Raw genomic sequence first — 13,394 nt, forward strand, 5'->3', positions numbered from 1 at the left:
ATAAAAACGCCGGGATTATTCCGGCGCAGCAATCAGATTTCTGACGTGCGTCAGCGCGCTTTCCAGCGGTGCAGAACTGCGCGAAATTTTTGCCTGCAGGTTCGCCCCCAGCCACAGTGAATAGAGCACCTGGGCTGTCATGGCGGCTTCACCGCTGAACGTCAGGCAGCCTTCACGGCGGCCGTTTTCCAGCGCTTGCGCGAGCAGAACCATAATCTGGCTAGCACCTTTATTCATGGCGGTACGCATATCTTCAGAAAGATCGCACACCTCAGCAGACAGCTTGACGGTCAGACAACCGCTAATCAAACCTTGCTGGCAAAACTGTTCAAGCGTGTGCTGGTAGTAGTTCAGCAAGCGGTCACGGTAGTTACCGGCCCCTTGCGTGAAATGCTGCGTCAGGCGCTGGTGATAATCAGCAAAATGCCGCTCCAGCATGGCCACGCCAAAGGCTTCTTTTGAACGAAAATAGTGATAGAACGATCCCTTCGGCACTTCCGCCGTCTTCAGGAGTTCGCTCAGGCCCATCCCGGTGAAACCGCGGTGCATGCAAAGACGCTCGCCGGTTGCCAGGATATGTTCACGGGTATCATGTTCAATGGATTTGCTCATAGCAGGCACTGTAATAGACCGATTGGTCTAATGCAAATTTTTTTTGCCCCATCTCGCCAGATGAGCACGAAAGGGGATAAAAGTTGCGTACTGGGAAGTAAACGTCTTCAATGAAGGAATGACGAGGTAATGGGGAGGCTAACGTGGCAGAGCAACTGGAGTTTTTCCCGGTTCAAAGTCCGTGCCGGGGAATTTGTCAGTCGGACGAACGCGGCTTTTGTCGCGGCTGTTTTCGTAGTCGCGACGAGCGTTTTAACTGGCAGACGATGAGCGATGCGCAAAAACAGGAAGTGCTGCGGCTATGTCGCCAGCGGCTACTGCGCAAATTGCGCGCAGCGAAAGCGAATCCAACGGAAGATCCTCAGCAGCCCTCACTGTTTTAAGCGCAAAAGTGCGTATACTCAATCCAACTTTTTTGTTGAGGAAGTGGTTATGGTTCAACGTATTACTTTGGCGCCGCAGGGGCCGGAATTTTCACGCTTCGTCATGGGCTACTGGCGTCTGATGGACTGGAATATGTCCGCGCGTGAGCTTGCCAGCTTTATGGAAGCGCATCTGGATCTTGGCGTGACGACCGTTGACCACGCCGATATCTACGGCGGCTACCAGTGTGAAGCGGCGTTCGGTGAAGCCCTGAAGCTAGCACCGCACCTGCGTGAACGGATGGAAATTGTCACCAAATGCGGTATTGCCACCACGGCAAAACCGGAACATGCAATCGGGCATTACATTACCGATCGCCAGCACATTGTGCACAGCGCTGAACAGTCACTGCGTCATCTGGCGACCGACGTTATTGACCTGTTGCTTATCCACCGTCCGGACCCGCTGATGGATGCGGACGAAGTGGCCGAGGCGTTTACGGCGCTGCATCAGAGCGGCAAAGTGCGTCATTTTGGGGTGTCAAACTTTACGCCAGCGCAGTTTGCGCTGCTGCAGTCGCGTTTGCCGTTCACGCTGGCGACGAACCAGGTTGAAATTTCGCCTGTTCATCAGCCGACGCTGCTGGATGGCACGCTGGATCAGCTTCAGCAACTGCGTATTCGTCCGATGGCCTGGTCATGCCTGGGCGGTGGTCGCCTGTTTAACGACGACGCGTTCCAGCCGCTGCGCGATGAGCTGGCAAAGGTGGCGAATGAGCTGAATGCCGGGAGCATTGAACAGGTGGTCTACGCGTGGGTCATGCGCCTGCCGTCGCAGCCGCTGCCGATTATCGGTTCCGGGAAAATTGAGCGCGTGCGTTCGGCAATTGTCGCGCAGTCTCTCGATATGTCTCGTCAGCAGTGGTTCCGCATTCGTAAAGCTGCATTGGGCTACGACGTGCCGTAATGTCTAAACAGCAGGCGCTGCCGCCTGCTGTCGTTTTTACGCCGTTTGCTCGGTCAGCGTATCGGGTGCCGGTGCCGCCTCAAGCTGCGATAGCGAGCAGTACAGCCGCCAGACGATGGACGCCAGTTCACGAGCAGCAGGCTGGTGATGATGGGCCAGGGCGGCGCAAATTCGCTGCAGTTCTTCAAGGGTTGCGGCTAACGGTCGTTGCTGCACCCCGCGTTCGCTCATTACATCCCGCAGCAGGCTAATACACATATCGCGCACCTGCGACAGCGGGTCCGAGCGCGCCTCCCAGCTTCGCAGTTGCCACACCACGTGCGAACAGTTCAGCAGCACCACGCCCCAGCGCAGCAGCCAGCGGCGCGCGGCGTCATCCTGGCTCGCGCTGAGCTGGCTAACATGATGATAAACCAGAGATTCAAACTCATGTTCGCGGTTTGACGGGTGACGGCTGAGCTGATCGACAAAGTGACGGCGTAACGCGCGAATATGGCGACGACTTTTGCGCGCGTCCGAGCCGGGCGTCAGTACCGCAAATGCCAGCCACGCCAGCCCGACGCCGATAATCTTGGCCAGATTATCGTTGAGAAAATCGGCGAAGTTATACACCGGTGGGTTAGTCACGGCGATAAACGAACCCATAAAGACGATCAGCGATCCCCACAGCCGTGCCTGTTTCGGCATTTGTAGCTTTAACAGCTGCATGGTCAGTAGCAGTGGAAATAAGAACAGCATGAACTGCCACAGATCGTTAATTTGCACCATCAGGCCAAACTTAACGCCGAAGCTAAAGAATGACAGCAGAATCAGCGTGCGCATCAGCAGCGTGAGAGAGCTGAACGGCGAGGGGACATTGGAATAAAGCACGCAGCAAATGGCTGCCAGCGTCAGCGCCGCCGCGCCGGACTCCCACTGGGTGCTGATGCTTAATGCTCCCACGCTGACCAGGGCGAAAAAGGTCCGGATACCGCTCCAGGCCGCCTCGGCGTGATCGGTATGGCGCATCAGCGCGGGCGCAGCCGGGACGGAAAACTCTGTGACCGCCGTTGCGTTCTCCAGCCGCTGAAGCCAGCGACTGGTTTTAAGGTACAGACGACAAAAATAGCGCAGGCGATCCCAGAAGGCATGGTAGCGATAATCCTGCGGATCGACGGGGGCCAGAGGGGCGATAATACGCGCGACGGTGTAGGCGTCACAGCCCGGAGACGCCAGCGCCTGGAGCAAGGTTTCCAGCACAGGGCGAACATGATTTGGCAGATTGGGCCAGTTGAGCATTAGCCGCCGCAGGCTGGAGATAACGCTGGTGAGGCGCAGCTGCTGGTGCAGCAGATAGTTGAGCAGCGCATTTTGCCGACGCAGACGATAGTGGCTCCAGAAGGCCTGAATGCGCAGCAGATTCATGGTCAGGATCTGACTGATGACGCTCTGGTGGGCGCTGCGGATGGCGTCGGTGGTCACCGGCTGCCACAGCATACTGGCATGCTCAAGCAGACGTGCGTGCATATTTTTCAGCGCGGTAAGCAGCGCGCTGCCGTCGGAGGTGCTGGGCAAAATCATCATCATCAGCCCGCCGCACAGAATACCGACGATCACTTCACAAACGCGTGCCTGGGCTATCTCCCACAGTTTAGTCGCGTCGACCACGTTAATGATCGGGAAAGCAATGATGGCGCAGGTGTAGCCCGCCAGTTGGAAGGCGTAGGCGACATTATTGCTGTACATCGCGCAGGCCCAGGTGCAAAAACCCAGCCAGCCAGACATCGCGAACAAAAAGAGCCACGGGTCGGTCAGCGTGTGCCCGGCGATAAGCAGCGCGGCGCTGGCGCCCAGCAGGCTGCCCGCGATGCGGCCCAGGCTTTTGCTGATGACGCCGCCGACGGTGGGGAAGCTGACCACCGCAGCGGAGGTCATGGCCCAATACGGTTCGTCAAGATTCAGCCAGTAGGCGAAAGTCAGCGCCAGACACATGGCGATCGCGTTGCGCAGTGCGTAGCGCCACTGAGGAACGGTGGCTTTAAACCAGGGCAATGCGCTCCACGTCAGCGTGGGCAGGGTCATTGCTGACGGCCTGTAATTGACACCGTGCACGTGGTGCCCGCGATCAGGATGGTATCCGCAGGCTGTGGATCAAGCGCAATGCGAACCGGGACGCGCTGGGCCAGGCGCACCCAGGGGATGGTTGGCTTGATGTCTGCAACCAGCGTTCCATCCGTGGCCAGGCTCTGATCGTGGATAGCGCGACCGATGCTGGAAACGTGACCCTGTAACTTTTTATTATCGCTATAGAGTACGATATCTGCGCGGTCGCCTTCGCGGATATGCCGCAGCTTGGTCTCTTCAAAATAGCCGACAACATAAAATGAGTGGCTGTCGATAAGGGCGAAAACCGGCTGGCCGACCGCGGCATAGTTGCCTGCTCGGGTCGTAAGGTTGGTGACCCAGCCGTCGACCGGCGCTTTGACTTCGGTTTGCGCCAGCTGCCAGCGGGCATGGTCCAGTTCGGCTTTAGCGGCGTCTGCATTGGCCCGCGCGACTTTCAGCGCGATGTTGACGGTATCAAGGTCTTCAGCGGAGATAACATTTTGCGACAGCCCCCGTCGACGTTCCACTTCATGGCTTGCGCGCAGTAGGTCGGACTGCGCCTTGGCCCATTTGGCTTCGGCGTTCATGACGGTGATTTTCCACGGCGTTGGGTCTATTTCGAACAGAACGTCACCGGCCTTCACAAACTGATTATCCTTCACGTTGAGGTGCAGAATGCTACCGGATACCTGCGGGGTGATGTCGACCTGTTCGGCGCGAATTTTACCGTCACGCGTCCACGGTGACTGCATGTAATAGTTCCAGACCAGCCAGACGGCGACGATAGCAACGGCGGCGATCAGCAGCGTTGAGAAGTATTTTAATTTTTTCATTGAATGACATCACCACCAGACAAGGAGCAGCAGCGCGAGGCATACCGAAAGCGCAAAGAAAGAGAGATCCATTAATAGCGGGTGCCAGATATCACCAGCGTACATCCAGTCACGCAGCAGACGGTGGAGAACCAGCCAGAACAGGAAGCCGAGCAGAACTGCCTTAAATACGGGAGGAAAATAGATCGAAGCACCGACGACAAGGTCTTGTAGAGGCAGTCCCGGGATGTGGAGAATCGACTTCACAAGCAGAAATCCTTTGCAATTGAAGAGTTATAACTCGATAGTGTGTCGTGTTTTGACATAAAATCACATGATTTGAAACAGTGTAAAGCATGGATCTGGTTTACGTGCACGTGGCAATTCATTTGTTTTGCTAATTTAAATACTGCACACTATTCTAAAATCAGTATAATAACTTAGCAAGCTAATTATAAGGAGATGAAATTGGAATCGCCATTAGGTTCTGATCTGGCACGGTTGGTGCGCATTTGGCGTGCTCTGATTGACCATCGCCTCAAACCTCTGGAACTTACGCAGACACATTGGGTCACGCTGCATAACATTCATCAGCTTCCGCCTGAACAGTCGCAAATCCAACTGGCTAAAGCGATCGGCATTGAGCAGCCGTCATTGGTACGAACACTGGATCAGCTGGAAGAGAAGGGACTGATTTCCCGCCAGACCTGTGCCAGCGACCGTCGTGCTAAACGTATTAAGTTAACTGAGAAGGCTGAACCGCTGATTCAGGAAATGGAAGCGGTCATCAGCCATACGCGCGGTGATATTCTGGCAGGTATCTCAGCCGATGAGCTGGAGATCCTGACGACGCTTATTCGTAAGCTTGAGCAGAACATCATCGAGCTGCAATCACGCGATTGACACTAAAAACCCGCGAATATCGCGGGTTTTTTATTATCCCCCTCGCACACGCCTGGTGAAGGGGGATACTCTCATTCCCACACCACAACGCGGTTTCGTCCCGTTCCCTTCGCGCGGTACATCGCCTCATCAGCGCGACGCACGCACTCTTCAACCGGTACCGACAAATCGGTCACGGTAAAGACGCCGATACTGATGGTAATTGGCTCAGGCAACTTGTCCTGGCTGCTATTGGAATCATGCTGACCGATGGCCAGACGAATACGTTCCGCGATAGCGTGGGCTTCTTCTGCATCGGTGTTGGCTAACAGCAGCGCAAACTCTTCACCGCCGATGCGCGCGGCGATATCATTCTGGCGTACCGAGTCCTGTAGTACTTTCGCGACGAACTGAATCACCTTATCGCCCTGCAGGTGACCATATTTGTCGTTAATGCGCTTGAAGTGGTCCAGATCGCTCACAATAACCGATACCGGGTTTCCGCTGGCGATAGAAGCCTGTAGCGCGGTAAAAGAGTCGTAGAAATAGCTGCGATTGTACAGCCGCGTTAATGGATCGCGGATGGAGTTTTGGTACGAGTTCAGGTATTTCGTGTTTGACTGGCGGTACAGCGTGAACACATCGCAAAACAGAACGAAGATCAGGAACATTGTTGAAATAGTTTCAAACAGTCGTGCCTGATACCAGCTGTAGCTGGCGGTGTCCTGACCGGACATCAGCACCAGTAGGGTGAAGATATAGCAGGCGCAGAAGAAAGCACCGCTATACCAGAATATATTGTTCAGGCGAGTGATAAATATCAGCGTAAATAGCGTGACCAACCATATTATGACCAATGCCCAGTTCATAATATCGTTCCACGTTTCGCTATATTGATATGTGGCATTATCGACCAGATGTACGCTTAACGCTGGATTATGGCTGGAATACAGCCACGATAATATCAGCATAATAATGGCGAAACCGAAGATGCCGCATAATATAAAAATATGATTTCTGGTACTGTGCATATCGCGTGATTTGATGGCGTATAAGCCCACCGAAGCAATAAACAATACGGTCATAATAATATTGCGGAAAAAATAAAATATGAGCGTATCGTTATAGTTCACCTCGCTTGCGGCACCGCACAAGAACCACATCGGGTAGCTGTTCAGCGTCCCCATCATCAAAATGGCTGAGCTGGCAAAGGCACAGGCAATCGCCATCAAATAAAGACGCTGCCTGTCGCACAGGTACTTCATCACCATGAATACCGCGATCATCGTGTGGAAGACCATCAGAAACATCGTCAGCGTGGGAAAAAGAATAGGCGCAATCGAGGGAACGTGGCGAATAAAAATAGTAGAAAAATGATTGAGTAACAGAATACCAATCAGGCATATCGTGATATAAATCAAGAAGCGTTGCAGTGGGAATTTTAAAAGCATAGATGAGTCCTGTATACGCTAAGCGCTGCAAACCTTCGGGCGTCCTGCCCGGATTGGACTCAATTTTAATAGATTGGCTGTAAAGAAATATTGTCCGTGCGCAAATAATAGATTGCCTGAATAGATTTTATCTATTTGTAGTATGAATTAATAGAAGGGAAGTAAGCGGTAAGTGTTATGAAAGCAGGTGCGCGCGATAGGCACGCACCCGAAGAACATTAACGCGGAGAAACGGTTACCTGGCGGCCGTTGCTGGCCATCACGACGCGCTGACCGGCTGAGAAACGGGTATCGCCCTGTTTCTGCACCACCATGATGGTGTTGCCGTCATCTTTACGAATTTCCAGCTCGACGCCCTGGGTTTTGTTCATCGCGCCCTGGACGCTCTGGCCCGCTACGCCGCCGGCAACGGCACCCGCTGCGGTAGCCAGCGAACGACCGGTACCGCCGCCGACGGTGTTGCCCAGGAAACCACCCAGTACTGCACCGCCGATAGCGCCGATGACGTTGCTATCATCGCCACCCTGAATCTGAACCGGACGCACGTGTACAATGGTACCGTAGGTCACGTTCTGAACCTGTTTTGCTTCGGATGCTGAGTAAACATCGCCTGACAAACCGCTGTTGTTGGCACATCCGGCCAGGGATAAACCAATCATTGAAACAGCCAATACGCGTAACATCATTTATGAATCTCCAGTTCACTAAGAATTGCTCTCTTGAGCATCCGTACTAAACAATTATATGGCATTTGATCGGAGCGGTCATATCTTCCGCATTCATTATTCACGATAATAAGCCATCCTGACTTAACCAACGCTAAACGCAAGAAAAACTGTGGCGCAGCGCTAAAAACAGCGGTGGGGCGGGCGTATATTGTTAAAAAATATTATTGGTTAATAGCATTACGTACGGCTTTATGCTGGAGTGTTAACTTTACAGAGCTGACTAAGGACGGCGTATGAAATCCGGGCGATATATTGGCGTGATGTCAGGAACCAGCCTTGATGGCGTGGATGTGGTGCTGGCGGTTATTGATCAACATAGCGTAGCGCAGCTGGCGAGCCTTTCCTGGCCCATCCCCATCGCACTGAAAGAAGCAGTACTGGCCGTTTGCCAGGGGCAGCCGCTCACGCTCTCTCAACTGGGCCAGTTGGATAACCGACTGGGGCATCTGTTTGCAGACGCCATTATGGCGCTGATGGCTCAGGAAAAACTGGCCGCCCAGGATATTGTGGCCATCGGCTGCCACGGGCAAACCGTCTGGCATGAACCGACCGGCGATGCGCCCCATACCCTACAGATTGGCGACAACAATATTATTGCCGCCCGCACCGGCGTGAGCGTGGTGGGGGATTTCCGCCGTCGCGATATGGCGCTTGGCGGGCAGGGCGCGCCGCTGGTTCCGGCCTTTCACCAGGCGCTGCTGGCAGACCCCAGCGAGCGCCGCATGATCCTGAATATTGGCGGCATTGCTAATCTTTCGCTGCTGATACCCGGCCAACCGGTACGTGGCTATGATACCGGTCCAGGCAATATGCTGATGGATGCCTGGATCTGGCGCAGCCTGGGCAAACCGTATGATAAAGACGCCGAATGGGCGAATGAAGGTCGGGTTATTCTGCCGTTGTTGCAGGATATGCTGAGCGATCCTTATTTCGCCGCACCCGCGCCGAAAAGCACCGGCCGTGAGTACTTCAACTACGGCTGGCTGGCACAGTTCCTCGCACGCTATCCGGGGCTGCGCGCCCAGGACGTCCAGGCGACCCTGACCGAGCTGACGGCGGTGACCATCAGCGAGCAGGTGCTGCTGAGCGGTGGATGCGAGCGTCTGCTGGTGTGCGGCGGGGGCAGCCGCAACCCGCTGGTTATGGCGCGCCTTGCCGGGCTGCTTGCCGGAACCGAGGTGGCGACCACCGACGAATACGGCATCAGCGGTGATGATATGGAAGCGTTGGCCTTTGCATGGCTGGCGTGGCGTACCGTTGCCGGGTTACCGGGCAACCTGCCGTCGGTGACCGGCGCGTCACAGGCAAGCGTGCTGGGGGCCATTTTCCCCGCGAACCCACAGAATAATAAGAGTTAACTGACATCATCTTTTACACTGGGCCGGTAGACTTAAGCAAAACGGGAGTGTGAAAATCACTCCTTGACCAGGAATGTCGAAAGGCCCGGAAAAATGAAAAAACTTCTTATCGTTGCTCTCCCTTTTATGCTCGCAGGCTGTAGCGCCTATAACCAGTTTATGGAGCGGATGCAAACCGACACGCTGGAGTATCAGTGTGATGAAAAACCGCTGACGGTGCATCTCAACAACTCGCGCCAGCAGGTGAGCTTTATCTATGATAATCAACAGCAGACCCTTGCGCAGGGCGTTTCCGCTTCCGGAGCGCGTTATACCGACGGTATCTACGTTTTCTGGTCGAAAGGCAATGAGGCGACCGTCTACAAACGTGACCGTATCGTGTTGAATAACTGTCAGTTACAAAATCCTAAGCGTTGAGATTTTCAGGCGGGCGGCGCACAATAACGCCACCGAATGATTACGGGTTTCAACGCCATGTCTGACAACGACGATCTGCAGCAAATTGCGCATCTGCGCCGAGAGTACACCCGTGGCGGCCTGCGTCGCCACGACCTTCCCGCTGAACCGCTCCCGCTTTTTGAACGCTGGCTTTCTCAGGCCTGTGAAGCAAAACTGGCCGATCCGACGGCGATGGTAGTGGCAACGGTCGATGAAAACGGCCAGCCGTACCAGCGTATTGTTCTACTGAAGCATTATGACGAGAAAGGGCTGGTCTTTTACACCAACCTGGGCAGCCGCAAAGCGCATCAACTCGAGCAAAATCCGCGCATAAGCCTGCTATTCCCGTGGCATATGCTGGATCGTCAGGTGATGGTTATTGGCAAGGCCGAGCGTTTATCGACGCTGGAAGTGGTCAAATATTTCCATAGCCGACCGCGCGATAGCCAGATAGGTGCCTGGGTGTCAAAACAGTCCAGCCGCATCTCCGCGCGCGGTATTCTCGAAAGCAAATTTATGGAGCTGAAGCAGAAATTCCAGCAGGGTGAAGTACCGCTGCCGAGTTTCTGGGGTGGTTTCCGCGTCTCTGTTGAACAGATGGAGTTCTGGCAGGGCGGTGAACATCGTCTGCACGATCGTTTTTTATACCAGCGCGAAGACGGTGCCTGGAAAATCGACCGGCTGGCGCCGTAATCCCCGAAATTTGTTGTTTTAAGCGCTAGCGCTGAGGGCGTCAGCGCTTTATTCTATAGAGCTTTCGCGTCTGGCGAAAAGTCGTGTACCGGCAAAGGTGCAGTCGTAAAGAGATGGAGAATTTGATGGCAAGCAGTAACTTGATTAAACAACTGCAAGAGCGGGGGCTAGTTGCCCAGGTAACGGACGAGGTAGCGTTAGCAGAGCGACTGGCGCAAGGCCCGATCGCGCTCTATTGCGGCTTCGATCCTACCGCTGACAGCTTGCATTTGGGGCATCTTGTTCCATTGTTATGCCTGAAACGCTTCCAGCAGGCAGGCCATAAGCCTGTGGCGTTGGTTGGCGGCGCGACCGGTCTGATTGGCGACCCGAGCTTTAAAGCCGCTGAACGTAAGCTGAACACCGAAGATACCGTTCAGGATTGGGTGGCCAAAATCCGTAAGCAGGTTGCGCCGTTCCTGGACTTTGACTGCGGCGATAACTCCGCCATTGCAGCGAACAACTACGACTGGTTCGGCAGCATGAACGTGCTGACCTTCCTGCGCGATATCGGCAAACACTTCTCTGTTAACCAGATGATTAACAAAGAAGCGGTGAAACAGCGTCTGAACCGTGACGATCAGGGGATTTCCTTTACCGAGTTCTCCTACAACCTGCTGCAGGGCTATGACTTTGCCTGCCTGAACAAACTGCACGGCGTTGCGCTGCAGATCGGCGGCTCTGACCAGTGGGGTAACATCACCTCCGGTATCGACCTGACTCGTCGCCTGCACCAGAACCAGGTGTTCGGTCTGACCGTTCCGCTGATTACCAAAGCGGACGGCACCAAATTTGGTAAAACTGAAGGTGGCGCGGTATGGCTGGATCCGAAGAAAACCAGCCCGTACAAATTCTACCAGTTCTGGATTAACACCGCGGATGCCGACGTATACCGCTTCCTGAAGTTCTTCACCTTCATGGACATTGAAGAGATCAATGCGCTGGAAGAAGAAGACAAAAACAGCGGCAAAGCACCGCGCGCGCAGTACGTACTGGCCGAACAGGTCACCCGTCTGGTGCACGGCGAAGAAGGGCTGGTGGCGGCGAAGCGCATCACCGACAGCCTGTTCAGCGGCTCCCTGAGCGCGCTGAGCGAAGCTGACTTTGAGCAGTTGGCTCAGGACGGCGTGCCGATGGTTGAGATGGATAAAGGCGCAGACCTGATGCAGGCGCTGGTCGATTCCGAACTGCAGCCGTCTCGTGGGCAGGCGCGCAAAACCATCGCGTCAAACGCGGTCACCATCAACGGTGAAAAACAGGCTGACCCGGAATACTTCTTCAAAGACAGCGATATTCTGTTCGGGCGCTACACGTTGTTACGCCGCGGTAAGAAAAATTACTGTTTGATCTGCTGGAAGTAATCTTTAGAAACAGGGGGGCGTGGGAAACTACGCCCCCTTCTTTTTTGTCGTCTGAGTAGAACTAATGAACAACATTCTCGCCATTCAATCCCACGTTGTTTTCGGGCATGCGGGCAACAGCGCCGCCGAATTTCCTATGCGCCGTCTTGGCGCGAACGTCTGGCCGCTAAATACGGTGCAGTTCTCCAACCATACGCAGTATGGCCAATGGACGGGCTGCGTGATGCCGCCTGCGCACCTTACGGAGATAGTGCAGGGTATTGCGGCTATCGATCAGTTGAAACGCTGTGACGCCGTGCTGAGCGGCTATCTCGGGTCCGCAGAGCAGGGTGAACATATTCTTGGCGTCGTACGTCAGGTGAAAGCGGCCAATCCGCAGGCAAAATACTTTTGCGATCCGGTGATGGGGCATCCGGAAAAAGGGTGTATCGTTGCGCCGGGCGTGGCGGAATTCCACAAGCGTTATGCGCTGCCGGCAAGCGACATCATCGCCCCGAACCTGATTGAGCTGGAGATCCTTTGCGGTCATGATGTGCAGGACGTTAACGGCGCCGTGCAGGCGGCTCGCGAGCTTATCTCCCTGGGGCCGCAAATTGTGCTGGTGAAACATCTGGCGCGTGCGGGCTACAGCGCGGACCGTTTCGAAATGCTGCTGGTCACCGCTGATGAAGCCTGGCACATCAGCCGTCCGCTGATTGATTTTGGCACACGCCACCCGGTGGGTGTTGGTGATGTGACCAGCGGGCTGCTGCTGGTCAAACTGCTACAGGGGGCTTCGCTGCAGGATGCGCTGGAGCATGTCACCGCAGCGGTGTACGAAATCATGGTTACAACGAAAGAGATGGGCGAGTACGAACTGCAGGTTGTTGCCGCGCAGGATGGTATTGCTAAACCAACCTGCCACTTTAGCGCCACTCAGCTGTAGTCGGCAGCGCCGGATTGCGGCGTAAAAGCGCCGGCTCTCTTATCGAGCCGGCGTGGGATATTACTTCAGACCTTCTGCGGCCAGTGCCGCCGCGACTGCCGGACGCGCTGCAACGCGCGCCATATAGTCGGCAATATTTTTGTATCCCGCCATATCCATCTTCACAGCAAACGCCCAGCGCAGCACGGTAAACAGGTAGGCATCGGCAATCGTGAAGCGAGCGCCGCTGATCCACTGTGCGCCAGCCAGCGACTCATCGATGTAGGCCAGTTTTTTATCCAGCAGCGCACGTACCGTTGGTTTGTAGTCTTCCGGAGTGTCTGGACGGAACAGCGGAGTAAAGCCTTTGTGCAGCTCGGTAGCGATGAAGTTCATCCACTCCAGCGTTTTGTAGCGGTTGATGGTGCCAACCGGTGCCAGCAGCTGGCGGTCGGCTACGCTATCGGCGAGGTACTGCATGATCGCCACGCCTTCGGTCAGCAGAGTGTTATCGTCCAGCAGCAGCGCCGGAACCTGGCCTTTCGGGTTGACCGCCAGGAAATCGTCACCGTTTTCCATACGTTTGTGCATCAGATCGACGCCAATCAGCGTAAAGTCCTTTCCGCTCTCCCGAAGCGTGATATGCGATGCGAGGGAACAGGCGCCGGGTTTATAGAACAATTTCATGGGTAACTCCTTCAG

General features: G+C 54.9%; 15 protein-coding genes. 8 read left to right on the forward strand and 7 right to left on the reverse strand.

Annotated elements, in window-relative coordinates; all coding sequences use genetic code 11:
* Positions 1 to 15: 15 nt before the first annotated feature.
* Positions 16 to 612: a TetR/AcrR family transcriptional regulator gene (locus V6942_RS09255; protein WP_106926776.1), complete on the reverse strand. Its 597-nt coding sequence runs from the start codon at positions 610 to 612 to the stop codon at positions 16 to 18.
* 143 nt (positions 613 to 755) lie between these two features.
* On the opposite strand from V6942_RS09255, the gene V6942_RS09260 reads away from it, so the two are divergent.
* Together V6942_RS09260 and V6942_RS09265 are read left to right on the forward strand one after the other, a co-directional pair.
* Positions 756 to 995 (forward strand): DUF1289 domain-containing protein, encoded by a 240-nt coding sequence (locus V6942_RS09260; RefSeq protein WP_106926778.1) that lies wholly within the window; start codon positions 756 to 758, stop codon positions 993 to 995.
* 49 nt (positions 996 to 1,044) lie between these two features.
* On the forward strand, positions 1,045 to 1,941 hold the full coding sequence (locus V6942_RS09265) for an aldo/keto reductase (protein ID WP_106926780.1): 897 nt from the start codon (positions 1,045 to 1,047) through the stop codon (positions 1,939 to 1,941).
* Positions 1,942 to 1,977: 36 nt separating this feature from the next.
* On the opposite strand, the gene V6942_RS09270 is transcribed toward V6942_RS09265, so the two are convergent.
* Genes V6942_RS09270 through V6942_RS09280 form a run of 3 tightly spaced genes read right to left on the reverse strand, consistent with a single transcriptional unit; the run spans position 1,978 to position 5,105 of the window.
* Positions 1,978 to 4,002, reverse strand: coding sequence for an FUSC family protein (locus tag V6942_RS09270; protein WP_333501142.1), 2,025 nt, complete (start codon positions 4,000 to 4,002; stop codon positions 1,978 to 1,980).
* Positions 3,999 to 4,859 carry an HlyD family secretion protein gene (locus tag V6942_RS09275; protein ID WP_182930490.1) on the reverse strand — a complete coding sequence of 287 codons (861 nt, stop codon included), beginning with the start codon at positions 4,857 to 4,859 and terminating at the stop codon, positions 3,999 to 4,001. The genes V6942_RS09270 and V6942_RS09275 overlap by 4 nt, the downstream gene beginning before the upstream one ends.
* A gap of 9 nt (positions 4,860 to 4,868) precedes the next feature.
* Positions 4,869 to 5,105 carry a DUF1656 domain-containing protein gene (locus tag V6942_RS09280; RefSeq protein ID WP_106926786.1) on the reverse strand — a complete coding sequence of 79 codons (237 nt, stop codon included), beginning with the start codon at positions 5,103 to 5,105 and terminating at the stop codon, positions 4,869 to 4,871.
* A 195-nt stretch (positions 5,106 to 5,300) separates the two neighbouring features.
* On the opposite strand from V6942_RS09280, the gene slyA reads away from it, so the two are divergent.
* Positions 5,301 to 5,741, forward strand: coding sequence for a transcriptional regulator SlyA (gene slyA / locus V6942_RS09285; RefSeq protein WP_106926788.1), 441 nt, complete (start codon positions 5,301 to 5,303; stop codon positions 5,739 to 5,741).
* 71 nt (positions 5,742 to 5,812) lie between these two features.
* On the opposite strand, the gene V6942_RS09290 is transcribed toward slyA, so the two are convergent.
* Entirely contained in the window at positions 5,813 to 7,171 is a 1,359-nt protein-coding gene (locus V6942_RS09290; RefSeq protein ID WP_106926790.1) for a GGDEF domain-containing protein, read from the reverse strand.
* Positions 7,172 to 7,389: 218 nt separating this feature from the next.
* Positions 7,390 to 7,857: an outer membrane lipoprotein SlyB gene (slyB, locus tag V6942_RS09295; RefSeq protein WP_106926792.1), complete on the reverse strand. Its 468-nt coding sequence runs from the start codon at positions 7,855 to 7,857 to the stop codon at positions 7,390 to 7,392.
* 275 nt (positions 7,858 to 8,132) lie between these two features.
* Between slyB and anmK the strand changes: the two genes are divergently transcribed.
* From anmK to pdxY, 5 genes are all read left to right on the forward strand, one after another.
* Positions 8,133 to 9,257, forward strand: coding sequence for an anhydro-N-acetylmuramic acid kinase (gene anmK, locus V6942_RS09300; protein WP_182930492.1), 1,125 nt, complete (start codon positions 8,133 to 8,135; stop codon positions 9,255 to 9,257).
* A gap of 93 nt (positions 9,258 to 9,350) precedes the next feature.
* Positions 9,351 to 9,674, forward strand: a complete 324-nt coding sequence (gene mliC / locus V6942_RS09305; protein WP_106926796.1) for a C-type lysozyme inhibitor — start codon at positions 9,351 to 9,353, stop codon at positions 9,672 to 9,674.
* Between the two features lie 57 nt (positions 9,675 to 9,731).
* Positions 9,732 to 10,388: a pyridoxamine 5'-phosphate oxidase gene (pdxH, locus tag V6942_RS09310; RefSeq protein WP_106927049.1), complete on the forward strand. Its 657-nt coding sequence runs from the start codon at positions 9,732 to 9,734 to the stop codon at positions 10,386 to 10,388.
* A 125-nt stretch (positions 10,389 to 10,513) separates the two neighbouring features.
* Positions 10,514 to 11,788, forward strand: a complete 1,275-nt coding sequence (gene tyrS, locus V6942_RS09315) for a tyrosine--tRNA ligase (protein ID WP_106926798.1) — start codon at positions 10,514 to 10,516, stop codon at positions 11,786 to 11,788.
* 64 nt (positions 11,789 to 11,852) lie between these two features.
* Positions 11,853 to 12,713, forward strand: a complete 861-nt coding sequence (gene pdxY, locus V6942_RS09320) for a pyridoxal kinase PdxY (protein ID WP_333501143.1) — start codon at positions 11,853 to 11,855, stop codon at positions 12,711 to 12,713.
* 60 nt (positions 12,714 to 12,773) lie between these two features.
* Here the strand turns inward: pdxY and gstA are convergent, their stop codons facing one another.
* Entirely contained in the window at positions 12,774 to 13,379 is a 606-nt protein-coding gene (gene gstA / locus V6942_RS09325) for a glutathione transferase GstA (protein ID WP_106926802.1), read from the reverse strand.
* Between the last annotated feature and the right edge of the window lie 15 nt (positions 13,380 to 13,394).

The sequence above is a fragment of the Kluyvera genomosp. 2 genome (assembly GCF_036759865.1).
Classification (GTDB): Bacteria; Pseudomonadota; Gammaproteobacteria; order Enterobacterales; family Enterobacteriaceae; genus Kluyvera; species Kluyvera ascorbata_B.